The sequence below is a fragment of the Nostoc sp. DedSLP03 genome, assembly GCF_034530815.1.
GTDB lineage: Bacteria > Cyanobacteriota > Cyanobacteriia > Cyanobacteriales > Nostocaceae > Nostoc.
Genome location: NZ_JAVRCK010000032.1, coordinates 1 through 12,013, shown reverse-complemented (window position 1 = coordinate 12,013; position 12,013 = coordinate 1). Strand labels below are relative to the sequence as shown.

General features: G+C 42.0%; 10 protein-coding genes. 4 read left to right on the top strand and 6 right to left on the bottom strand.

Annotated features, from left to right (window positions below; all coding sequences use genetic code 11):
* Positions 1 to 79: 79 nt before the first annotated feature.
* The gene (locus RM368_RS16870; RefSeq protein WP_322695118.1) at positions 80 to 445 is read right to left on the bottom strand and encodes a VOC family protein; all 366 of its coding nucleotides are present in this window, start codon (positions 443 to 445) and stop codon (positions 80 to 82) included.
* Positions 446 to 756: 311 nt separating this feature from the next.
* Between RM368_RS16870 and psbA the strand changes: the two genes are divergently transcribed.
* From psbA to RM368_RS16855, 3 genes are all read left to right on the top strand, one after another.
* Complete coding sequence (psbA, locus tag RM368_RS16865; RefSeq protein ID WP_322695117.1) at positions 757 to 1,839, top strand: photosystem II q(b) protein; 1,083 nt, start codon at positions 757 to 759, stop codon at positions 1,837 to 1,839.
* 266 nt (positions 1,840 to 2,105) lie between these two features.
* The gene (locus RM368_RS16860; protein ID WP_322695116.1) at positions 2,106 to 2,615 is read left to right on the top strand and encodes a hypothetical protein; all 510 of its coding nucleotides are present in this window, start codon (positions 2,106 to 2,108) and stop codon (positions 2,613 to 2,615) included.
* A gap of 48 nt (positions 2,616 to 2,663) precedes the next feature.
* Positions 2,664 to 3,551 carry a hypothetical protein gene (locus RM368_RS16855; protein WP_322673989.1) on the top strand — a complete coding sequence of 296 codons (888 nt, stop codon included), beginning with the start codon at positions 2,664 to 2,666 and terminating at the stop codon, positions 3,549 to 3,551.
* Between the two features lie 45 nt (positions 3,552 to 3,596).
* Here RM368_RS16855 and RM368_RS16850 read toward each other — a convergent pair whose 3' ends face one another.
* From RM368_RS16850 to RM368_RS16830, 5 genes are all read right to left on the bottom strand, one after another.
* Positions 3,597 to 4,319, bottom strand: coding sequence for a hypothetical protein (locus RM368_RS16850; protein ID WP_322695115.1), 723 nt, complete (start codon positions 4,317 to 4,319; stop codon positions 3,597 to 3,599).
* A gap of 215 nt (positions 4,320 to 4,534) precedes the next feature.
* Positions 4,535 to 4,873: a hypothetical protein gene (locus tag RM368_RS16845; protein ID WP_322695114.1), complete on the bottom strand. Its 339-nt coding sequence runs from the start codon at positions 4,871 to 4,873 to the stop codon at positions 4,535 to 4,537.
* A gap of 429 nt (positions 4,874 to 5,302) precedes the next feature.
* Positions 5,303 to 6,661 carry a Rieske 2Fe-2S domain-containing protein gene (locus RM368_RS16840; RefSeq protein WP_322695113.1) on the bottom strand — a complete coding sequence of 453 codons (1,359 nt, stop codon included), beginning with the start codon at positions 6,659 to 6,661 and terminating at the stop codon, positions 5,303 to 5,305.
* Positions 6,662 to 7,323: 662 nt separating this feature from the next.
* The gene (locus RM368_RS16835) at positions 7,324 to 7,689 is read right to left on the bottom strand and encodes a Lin0512 family protein (RefSeq protein ID WP_322685873.1); all 366 of its coding nucleotides are present in this window, start codon (positions 7,687 to 7,689) and stop codon (positions 7,324 to 7,326) included.
* A gap of 104 nt (positions 7,690 to 7,793) precedes the next feature.
* The gene (locus RM368_RS16830) at positions 7,794 to 8,162 is read right to left on the bottom strand and encodes a cyclic nucleotide-binding domain-containing protein (RefSeq protein WP_322695112.1); all 369 of its coding nucleotides are present in this window, start codon (positions 8,160 to 8,162) and stop codon (positions 7,794 to 7,796) included.
* A gap of 556 nt (positions 8,163 to 8,718) precedes the next feature.
* Here RM368_RS16830 and ileS point away from each other — a divergent pair.
* Complete coding sequence (gene ileS, locus RM368_RS16825; RefSeq protein WP_322695111.1) at positions 8,719 to 11,601, top strand: isoleucine--tRNA ligase; 2,883 nt, start codon at positions 8,719 to 8,721, stop codon at positions 11,599 to 11,601.
* Positions 11,602 to 12,013 lie beyond the last annotated feature (412 nt).

Sequence of the window (12,013 nt, the reverse complement as noted above, 5' to 3'; positions counted from 1 at the left end):
CTTTAGTTATGGGGTTCCCTTTTCCCTTTCCCAATAAAGATGCATCCCTGCCCGAAGGGCTTGACCTGATGTCAAAAATTTATGCACGGGTTAACAATTCTAAGTTGTGGCCATCGGAGTCATAGAAATAGAAGCCACGGCCTTCCTTTCTGTGGTTAATTTGTCCTTTCTTGTGATGCATGGGGTCGCTGCTGTATTCAATACCTGCTTCTTTGATGCGTGCAAAAATTGCATCAAATTCTTCATCACTAACGTGGAACGCATAATGATGTGGCTCGAACCCTTCAGCGTCGGCGAAGTCAAGCGTTAATGCATCATTTATATGTACAGCAGCGAAGTGACCAATGGGATGCTCGACCTCTAAACCGAAAATTTTTGCAAAGAACCTCGCGGATGCTTCTTTGTCATGTGCGGGCACTATGGTGTGATTTAAAGTAATTGTCATGTCACACCTTCCCTCCTAATTTTGGTAATAATCCATATCAACTCTGGATTTCAGAGTCGATAACAACAATGTTCTTAATCTATTTTATCTTTTCAGAGCTAACACCAGAGTAAATATATCTAAATCCTGCGTTCAACAATATTGTGAACAACTGCAAACACTAAAGCTCAAGCTTAAATAAGCAAACCTGATAACTCATATCAGATTTGCTGTAGTAATAAAACTTGATTAATTTTTGTAAAGCAGTGTAAAGTAGTTTCACAGGCAAAAACGAAACCGCCTGATTCATAAACAACCGCAATCATAAAACCATGACAACAACCTTACAACAGCGCCAAAGCGCCAATGTATGGGATCGATTCTGCGAATGGATCACCAGCACCAATAACCGGATCTACATCGGTTGGTTCGGCGTAGTAATGATCCCAACCTTGCTAGCCGCCACCGCTTGCTTCGTAATCGCCTTCATCGCTGCACCTCCAGTAGACATCGATGGCATCCGCGAACCAGTAGCAGGTTCGTTGATTTACGGAAACAACATTATCTCCGGTGCAGTAGTACCTTCCTCCAACGCCATCGGTTTGCACTTCTACCCAATTTGGGAAGCAGCTTCCTTAGATGAGTGGTTGTACAACGGTGGTCCCTACCAGTTGGTAATCTTCCACTTCCTGATTGGCGTATTCTGCTACATGGGTCGTGAATGGGAACTATCCTACCGCTTAGGTATGCGCCCTTGGATTGCAATAGCATATTCTGCTCCTGTTGCAGCAGCAAGTGCAGTATTCTTGGTATACCCCATCGGACAAGGATCATTTAGCGATGGTATGCCTTTGGGAATCAGCGGAACATTCAACTTCATGATCGTGTTCCAAGCAGAACACAACATCTTGATGCACCCCTTCCACCAATTAGGTGTAGCTGGTGTATTCGGCGGAAGCTTGTTCTCTGCAATGCACGGTTCTTTGGTAACTTCTTCCTTGGTTCGTGAAACAACTGAAACCGAATCTCAAAACTACGGTTACAAGTTCGGTCAAGAAGAAGAAACCTACAACATCGTTGCGGCTCACGGCTACTTCGGTCGTCTAATCTTCCAATACGCTTCTTTCAACAACAGCCGTTGTTTGCACTTCTTCCTCGCAGCATGGCCTGTAATCGGCATCTGGTTCACCGCCTTGGGTGTAAGCACAATGGCGTTCAACTTGAACGGTTTCAACTTCAACCAATCAATCATTGATTCTGAAGGTCGTGTGATTTCAACTTGGGCGGATGTGATTAACCGCGCTAACCTGGGTATGGAAGTAATGCACGAGCGTAACGCTCACAACTTCCCTCTGGATTTGGCTGCTGGCGATTCTGCTCCTGTAGCTCTTACCGCTCCTGCTATCAACGGTTAATTATAATCTGAGATACGCTCTTCACGATTCTCTATAAATAAAAGACGCTCTCCCGAAAGGGGGGGCGTTTTTGCATTGGGTTAATTGCTACTACTGGCGTGGCATTGCACACTTTTTTGAAGTGCAAAAATGACTTTTATCGATGAGAACTTAGGAAATAATTATCAAAAAGTAAATTTTACAGTCAATAACGGTTCAGAACGGGTAATAATTGCTAGCAGCGCAAATAATTGCCTTAAAGCTCAAATATCAAGGAGAAGCCAAGAATGATTTTACATCGCGGGCGTAGGGTAGTAGCCGCTTTGTTGCTGTCGGTAGTACTACTGACAACAGCCTGTAGTCCAAAAACACCTGGACGTTTTGACCAGGCACAAAAAGAAAGCACTCAACAAAAAAGCGGTCAATCGGTAGCTAAAACCGCAACTCAGGGTAGCGAATTTAATAAACTTTTTCCGAAAGCTGGTGATGGCTACCAACGCGTCTATACCCAAGAGAAAAAAGGCTTTGCGGAAGCGAAGTTGAAGAAAGGCGGTAAAGAAATAGCGGTGCTGTCTATTTCTGATACTACTAGCACACCCAGTGCAGCAGCAAAGTTCTCGAAAAGCACTAAAAAAATTGGCGGTTATCCTGCAATAGAAGTTGGTAAAACGCAAACTGCAATTTTGGTAGGCAAGTACCAAGTAAAAGCACTTTCTCGCGATCCGTCATTTACAGCTAGCGATCGCGAAGATTGGCTAGAGAAGTTTAATCTTAATGGTTTGGCTAGACTGAAATGATTTGCACTCCTAACATTCAGATAATAAAACCTAAATAAGGAGATTTTTGTGAGTAAATCGATTGTTGAGTTAGTCGATCAATTGCCAACTGGCGGCTTGACTGTTTCTATGTTGAAGTCTCTCGATTTTGTTGCTCCTGGAGAGTGGCAAAATACCGTTGGCTTTGTCAACACTATTAAGAAAGTCACTGGGGAAGACGACGAAGATTTAATTCAGCAAATTGGCGAACGAGCGATTTATCTATTCAATGATAAATCCCAAGGATACCAAACAGCCTTGTGGTTATATCAAACTGTTGATAATACAGATAAAGCCCTTGGTGCAGCAGCTTTAGCCAACAAAGTCGGCGAAAAAATTCCTTTGTTAGGTTTTTTAAACTCTGTTACTCCCAAACCTGATAAAGCCCAAACTATCGATCTGACATTAAAATTAGTGGCTGAGTTAGTAGCCTTCTGTCAAATTAACGGCATTCCGGGAGACAGTATTGGGGATTTTGTCGCCTCTTTAGGAGAGTACAGTGGTGAGTCGCTGATCCGCATGGTGGCGTTAGTTTGCGTTGATGGTTTGATACCTTTGGGCCCAGATTTTATCAGCAAAGCGATATCTGGGCTTAATCAAACAAATCCACAGGAGTTAGAACAAAACTCAACTTTCCAAAATATCAAAGATGTGATTCCAGGGAGCAATGCTGGCAGTAAACTTAACTTTATCGGTGAAAGCTTTGACTCTGTGAAAGGTTGGATGAGTGGGTTAGTTAGCGCCAATAATTTAACGCCGCAAAAGGTTGTCCACAACTTGCAAAGTTTTACCGATATTGCTGATGACAAGTTGGACTACCTCGCAGCATTCCTAGATGTAGCAACAAATTATTATGAGCATACTGGCACGCAAACTTTAGCACATCGCTTGATTGAACGCGCGGTAGCTGAGATTTAGGTTGATGAAAAGTGGAGACTGGGAAGATTTCCCAATCTCCAATTCCTATTGAGGTAAATGCAAATCTGCTGCGATCGCATATAAGTAAGGTTGAAAAATAGCCAAGTTCTCTAGTTTATCAAACTTACCTGTTTGCGTACCCGTGTCAAATGCAGTAGTCATTACGTAAAGTTTAGTACCATCAAAGGCAACATGACCGATATGTTGCTCTTGTACTCCACCTTGTCGCTTAAGTCCGGCGAACCCATAACGGATTCCCTGAAGCTTACCAATGGGTACTGGTTGCGGTGGGTAGGCTGAGAAAATAATCTCTTTTCCATATTCACCCTGACGATCTTTGGCTAACGCAGCGTAGCGATCTGCAACCCAAGTTTTAAGTACTGGTAATAACTGGGTTTGGTACTTGGGACTTTGGTAGTCTACTAAAGAAGCAGTTGGAATACCAGCTGCTAAGAGTTTCTTTCGGAAATCCTCATTGTTTGCTAGTGGGTAAATGTTAATCTCAACTGTACCCAAACGTTTTCCTTTGGAGGAGACACACAACAGGGGTGCATTTCCTTCACAGGGATAAATTTGCCAGTTAGTTGGAGCAGCAGTACTTCCCAGGATTTTCTGCCAGATATTTTCTTGATTAGAGTTGAGAAGTTTGGCAACGGTAGGAGTTTTTACTACTTTGGGTGGAGAAAATTGGGGTAAAAAAAATTTGGCTACCACCGGTATTGACACCAGCAAAATAGAACCTAGTAATAAATGATAAAGTCGTAACATTTTTTCAAAATCCAGAGCCAGGGATTGCAGACTAACGATATCTACAATACTTTATGGATCTCTGCTTCGGGAGAGTTTCTGGCTATGATGTATATCTAAGAACATCAATCAAGTTGTTCTTAGATTACATCTTATGGTTTATTGCCTAAGTTGACACATTAAGCAATGCTGTACTCCTAGAAATAATTTGTATTGCTTTCAATGGTTTCAGGCATTTAATCTTCGTCAAGGGCTGGGAAAGCTTCTTCAAGCTGCCACAACCGATCTTTATTTTCAACGAACCAAATACGAGTTTCTGGAGTTAATTTACTCCAAATGTCTTCAACCGGGATGTGAGGAGATGCATACTGATAATGCTGACCAAGTGATTTGAGATTGTCCGCTACATCACGGGGAATTCCAAATTGTTCCCAGTCAACTATTATATGTCTTCCCGAAACTCCGGCTGTGGGGTCGAAAACCAATTGTGCCGATCTGATTAAATCAGCAAAGTGTTTCGGTTTGAGTTTGGTGATCTCCTGAATTTGGAGTGATTCGTTATGCTCTTGAGACATGATCGCCGCAGTAGTAAAGATTAGTGATTCAGTTGAATTTACTGCCAGAGATTTTTATCCCAATATTTTTACTTTAGCGCAGAGCCATTAACTCGATCGCGACTTAACGACATAAGAAGTTTGAGCAAATCGTTTCAGGTAAACAAATTTACCACACATCTATCAGTACAATGTCTAAATTAGTAATGAAGAAGAATTCAGAAGTCAGAATTCAGGAATCAGCAATCTTTCAATCAGGGATTGGGACTCACGACTGAATTGTTGCACCACCAAATCGTAGATTTGGAGGGGGTTTTAAACCCGTTTATTCATTCACTTTTTTGTTCAGAATTCAATTCTGAATTCTGGCGACTGACTCCTGAATTCTGTTTGATGAATGTGTACTGAGTTTTTTTCACGCCATCAAATACGAGTCCTATAGTACCTATTTTAGTGACGAGTGTAGGAATGCTCAAAGTGAGTTTTGAGTGTATGAACCATAACAGAGATGACAATTGCTGCTATGGAAACTGATATTGCTGCGATTTTGATTCTAGAATCATCTGCAAGTATCGCTATAGCAAATAAAGCGATCGCTACTCCAACACAACTTTGTTTGACCCTATTTGTCACTTGATAAGCTCGATTGCAAGAACTACAAATAAGAGTGTGTCGCGAAAATCTGTCGAGCAAAATTGGTTTTGAATTCAACTCGTCATTCTCAACATTTTTAAATGTTGAATAGCCTTGATAAAAAGGCAAAGATGAGCCAAATTTATCTAGCCACTTCCGGAACTCAATCACTAATGTGTCAGATGTTTTCAGCGGCAAATATAATTCTTTGAGACTTCTTCCCAAGCGCTCAATTTCTGCTTGTTGTCCCGCAATCAGAGGCAAATCCTGCTCCAATATTTTGTTCGTATTCAAGTGATCGAGCCAGCGCGGCCTCAGCTTGACTCCCCAAGTCATGAAATTACGATAACCTCTAGCTAAAAGACGACATCGCCCTTTACCTAAAGGAATTGAATACAAAGCTAGTCCAAATGTCCAATCTTTTTTTTCAATATAAGCAGTATTCAGTACAAGACTTGGAGCAACAAAATCAATATATTTCCAGGCTTCATTTGATTTGTTAGCTCCCCGCCACCTGCCTTTAACTCCCTGAACCGAATTCTCTAGCACTTCCATTTCTAGCGGTTGGGCATTTTTCCGATTACCACCCCCTCTAGTGCCATTATGGCTAATAGCAACATGAGCAGGATCGATGACATTTTCGACTAGATATGTTTGGTCATAAGGCAGATCCAATATAAAATCTGCACACACAAATCCTGACTTGTCTAAATCTGGCAGAATTGGAATAATTTCATCAACAGCAGTTTCTTTTTCGCCAGCCCATACCCAAATCATGCCTTGGCGTTCCACAACTTTAAAAGATGGCACGCAAGCATTGACTGGAATTTTTGCATCTGTTGCTAATTGGGGAATGTGCAGACATTCACCATCACTGCCAAACTGCCAACCGTGATACAAGCACTCAATTTTGCCGTCAATAATTTGTCCTTCAGAAAGTTTAGCTGTACGATGAGGACAACGATCTGCTAAACAAATCAATTGTCCATCTTTGTCTTTAAACAAAACCAAAGGTTCATCGTACAAGGAAAAGCCATGAGGGCGGTCAGCAGGTAAGTCTTTGACGAAAGTGACGGGATACCAGCATTGCCTCCAGTTAAATTCCTGCTTTTCTTCTAGTTTTTCAAAGGTAGAAGTTGGTGGTGTCGCCTGTAGTGTTTCTGTTTGTAATGACATAGTTTTCTCCAGGTTTCTATTATTTTATACTTTTGGATTAGCAAATATTTAGTCCCAGAGATAGAACATTTCTAGAGTGGAACTTCAAAAAATAGGACTTACGCAAAAAAGCTCTTTAACTCTTATTCCTCTGCGTTCTCTGTGGTTTGATTTTGCATGACCTGTGCGTAAGTCCTAAAAATAACCATGAGAAAGCATTCAAGCATTTTGAGTCAGTCAAAGGTCGTTTTGCTTGCGGAAAACACTAAAATGAGTAAGCAAACTGGGGTTTGAGTAAGTCAAAGCTTCTTTTACTTGCGGAAAACACCAAAATGAGTAAGCAAACTGGGGTTTGAGTAAGTCAAAGCTTCTTTTACTTGCGGAAAACACTAAAATGAGAAAGCAAACTGGGGTTTGAGTAAGTCAAAGCTTCTTTTGCTTGCGGAAAACACCAAAATGAGTAAGCAAAAACAGCTTTTGAGTAAGTCAAAGGTCATTTTGAGAAAGCATTTAAGTATTTTGAGAAAGTAAACTAGGTATTTTTATAAAGAAATGAGGCTTTTTGATAAAGTAATCAGCAAATATACTTAACGATTAAAAATCGCGTTTGCACAAATGAAGTCGGCAATCAAATAACTTAATAACTTTTCTATAAGTTTCTCTTTCTAGAAGGATTGCCTCAGCTACTCATCTTCGATTAGAACTGTAACAGCAGCGATCGCAATCAACATTTCGTCATTTTTATCGTTGAGTTCGGGAATCGCTCGCCCTTGAACGATCATCCCCCCAGATTCTACGGTGAGAGTTTTTCGCCCAAATGGTAATACAGCGAGTACTTCTTCTTCTCTAACTTGTTCGGGATATGGTACTGCCACCTGAACCTCTATAATCATTTGATTGGGATGATTTAAACCTGCGACTTCCCAAACACCAGGTAAGGCATTGTGAGCGATCGCATTACGTACTGCCCTAGATGCTGCTACTGTTGGTTCTTGTCCGTGTTGATCGATTCCCATCCCCATCTCGATAATCAAGCGTTTACGCGCCATTGCTAACTCCGGTAAATCTTGCATCTTGACACTAAAAAAGGCAGAAGTTAGAGAAGCTACTGGGAAAAAGACCTTGCTACTTACTGCATCCTCCTGCCTCTGCCTTACACCATACGTTGCAAGCGACTCAGACGCTCTGAGTAACTTTTCATTACCTGTAGAGCAAACACAGGTGTTTCTTGAACGGCAAAGAGAAACCCTTGCTCATCAAGGAAACCCAGCTTGGTATCCACCTTGGCAATAGCTGCGTAAGTTCTACTTTTTACTCCTACAAGTACCCCTGCACCAAAAATTTCGCCTGTTTCAATGGTTTCTACAATCTTGCCATTGACTAATATATTTACCTCTCCTTGGATAATTCCATACATTTCATCACCAGACTGTCCTTCTTCAAAGATGACTTGGCCTGCTGAAAATACTTTAGGGTCGGGTTGTTTTTGAAATATACTGACTGTAACTACAGGATTTAGCATTAGAGCAACCCCAAAATTCTTTGTTTTTAGACGAAATCTTTAGATAGCTTTGGGCGAACCCAGAAAAGTATACTACTTTCTGCTGATAAACTCTCAATCTCCGCAAAATTCCTGATTACTCGCCTAATCGCCTAGAAACCTCTCCCTGGTTTTACTACATAAAACCGTTCCTCTCGTTTGTCAAAGAGGGCTACGGTGTACACACATCTCTAAAAATCCTACCCACCCAATATTTCTGTTCAAGTGAAAGTCCCACGCTGAGGAAATATCCCGCCCTGAACTAAAGTTCCGGGCTGATAAGCCAAAGTCCTCTAAAAGAGGACTAAACAAGAAATTTAGTTTAGTCTTCTTTTAGAGGACTTTGGTTATGAGACTCGGAATTTATTCCGAGGCGGGATAGATACACTGCACTAACACTTGTGTGTACACCGTAGTTTGGAGAGGGACTGGGGGAGAGGTTAAATAATACTTATCAAACTCACATTCAAAAAATTTGGTTTTGATCCCATCTTCTATAATTAGTAAAACCTGCACACCTAATTTTAGGCATGAGACTGTGACCGAATCAGGAAGTTACAAAGATACTGTAAACCTACCCAAGACTAATTTTGATATGCGGGCAAACGCAATCAAGCGTGAGCCTGAAATCCAAAAATTTTGGAAAGAAAATAAAATTTACGATCGCCTCTTTGAAAATAACCCCGGCGAATTATTTATACTGCACGATGGGCCTCCCTACGCTAATGGCTCACTCCATATTGGTCATGCCTTAAATAAAATTCTCAAAGATATTATTAACCGCTACCAAATGTTACAAGGGCGTAAAGTTCGCTACGTTCCTGGTTGGGATTGTCACGGATTGCCGATTGAGTTGAAAGTTTTGCAGAATATGAAGTCAGCAGAACGGCAAAACTTAACATCTTTACAACTGCGGCAAAAAGCGGAAGAATTTGCCTTAGCTACGATAAACGACCAGCGCCAAAATTTTCAACGCTACGGTATTTGGGGTGATTGGAACCACCCTTATCTAACTCTGAAGCCGGCTTATGAAGCGGCTCAAATTGGCGTGTTTGGTCAGATGTTCTTAAAAGGCTATATCTATCGCGGTTTAAAACCGGTTCACTGGAGTCCCAGTTCTCATACCGCTTTGGCTGAAGCTGAGTTGGAATATCCTGAAGGTCACGTTTCCCGCAGTATCTATGCAGCTTTTGCAGTTACAAGTTTGGCGGAAACTGTAAAACCACTGTTGGCGGAATATCAGTCAGATTTAGGTGTGGCTATCTGGACGACTACACCTTGGACAATTCCGGGGAATTTGGCTGTGGCGGTAAATGCAGATTTAAATTATGCAGTCGTGGAAGTTTCCCACCCAGAGGGAGAGCAAGAGAGTAATTTCAAATACCTCATCGTTGCTGCTGATTTAGTGGAACGTTTATCTTCAACCTTGGGAGTTAAGTTAACTGTAAAAGCCACGTTCAAGGGGAATGATTTAGAACATACTACTTACCGTCATCCTCTATATGACCGGGAAAGTCCGATTGTGGTAGGTGGTGATTACATCACTACTGAATCGGGTACTGGGTTGGTACATACTGCTCCCGGTCATGGTCAAGAAGACTACATTGTTGGTCAACGCTACGGTTTGCCCATCCTTGCACCAGTGGATGACAATGGCAACTTTACCGAAGAAGCAGGACAATTTGCTGGGTTGAATGTGTTGGGTGATGGGAATCAAGCGGTAATTGATGCAATGGCTGCGGCTGGTTCTTTGTTGAAAGAAGAACCATACCCCCATAAGTACCCTTATGATTGGCGGACGAAAAAGCCAACGATTTTCCGCGCCACTGAACAATGGTTTGCTTCCGTGGAAGGATTTCGGGAAGAAGCACTAAAGGCGATCGCCACGGTAAAATGGATTCCAGCCCAAGGTGAAAATCGGATCACGCCAATGGTAGCGGAACGTTCCGATTGGTGTATTTCGCGTCAACGCGTTTGGGGTGTACCCATTCCCGTTTTCTACGATGAAGCCACGGGAGAACCATTGCTGAATGAAGAAATTATCAACCACGTCCAAGGAATCATCGCTGAAAAAGGTTCCGATGCTTGGTGGGAACTTTCAATTGAGGAATTATTACCCGAATCTTATCGTAATAATGGCAAGTCGTACCGCAGAGGTACAGACACAATGGATGTATGGTTTGATTCTGGCTCATCTTGGGCGGCTGTCGTCCAACAGCGTCCAGAGTTACGCTATCCTGCTGATATATATTTAGAAGGTTCTGACCAACATCGCGGTTGGTTTCAATCCAGCTTGCTTACCAGCGTAGCGGTAAATGACATTGCGCCTTACAAAACTGTTTTAACTCACGGCTTCACTTTGGACGAACAAGGCCGAAAGATGAGTAAGTCAGAAGGAAATGTAATCGATCCAAATACAATCATTGAAGGCGGAAAAAATCAAAAAGTAGAACCACCATACGGTGCAGATGTATTGCGATTGTGGGTATCATCGGTTGACTATTCCGGTGATGTCCGCATTGGCAAAAACATCATTAAGCAAATGAATGATGTCAGAGGCAAAATTCGCAATACGGCACGGTTTTTGTTGGGTAGCTTGGATGATTTCGACCCGGAAAAAGATGCAGTTTCTTTTGAGGAATTGCCAGAACTTGACCGTTATATGCTGCACCGCATCACCGAAGTATTTGAGGAAGTCACTCAAGCCTTTGACAATTTCCAATTCTTCCGCTTTTTCCAGACAGTGCAGAATTTCTGCGTGGTGGATTTATCCAACTTTTATTTAGATGTAGCCAAAGATAGATTGTACATCAGTGCAAAAGATGCTTTCCGCCGTCGCAGTTGTCAAACGGTGCTGAAAGTAGCTTTAGATAATTTAGCACGAGCGATCGCACCAGTGTTATCTCACACTGCCGAAGATATCTGGCAATATCTCCCATACAAAACACCTTACAAATCGGTATTTGAAGCCGGTTGGGTACAGATAGAGGAAAAATGGCGTAATCCAGAGTTAGCAGAATTTTGGTCAGTGCTGCGACAACTCCGCACCGATGTGAATAAAGTGTTGGAACAAGCCAGGATTGAAAAACTCATTGGTTCTTCCCTAGAAGCGAAAGCTTTGATTCATATACCTGACAAACAATTAGGTGATGCTATCAAAGCCTTTAACCCGGTTAAGGGTAACGGGATTGACGAACTGCGGTATTTATTGCTGACTTCCCAAGTGGAATTATTAGATTCTGCTGAGGGGTTGCAACAATTGAAATATACAGCGCAGACGGAAGACTGGGGAATTGGGGTAACGAATGCAGACGGGGAAAAATGCGATCGCTGTTGGAACTACTCTATTCATGTGGGAGAATCAGCAGAACACCCCTTAATTTGTGAACGGTGTGTTGCAGCCTTAGCTGGAGAGTTTTAAAAGCAAAAATTCCCCGCCACTAGCAAACTACAAATGGCTAAATGCACTGGCAGCAATTTTCTTTTACATGAAGTACAAAACTACAGGATTTGAGGCAAAAGACAGAAACAAGGAAGTAGAAACTCTTGATGTTTGATGCATTAATCCTGCATTTTGTACCTCATTTACTGGAAACTGCAAGAATTTGAAGAAGAATTCAGAAGTCAGAATTCAGGAGTCAGAACAAGAAAGTAGGGATTCAGACCTGCCACTTTCTTGTTGACCGCTAAATCGTTCGCGCAGCGTTTCTGAAAGAAAAGATTTAGCGGGGGTCTTAAACCCACTTATTCATCCGCCACTCGCACAGAATTCATACTGATACCAATTCTGTATGAAGATGCGCCAAACTACGTCAAACTTATAGATAGGTACA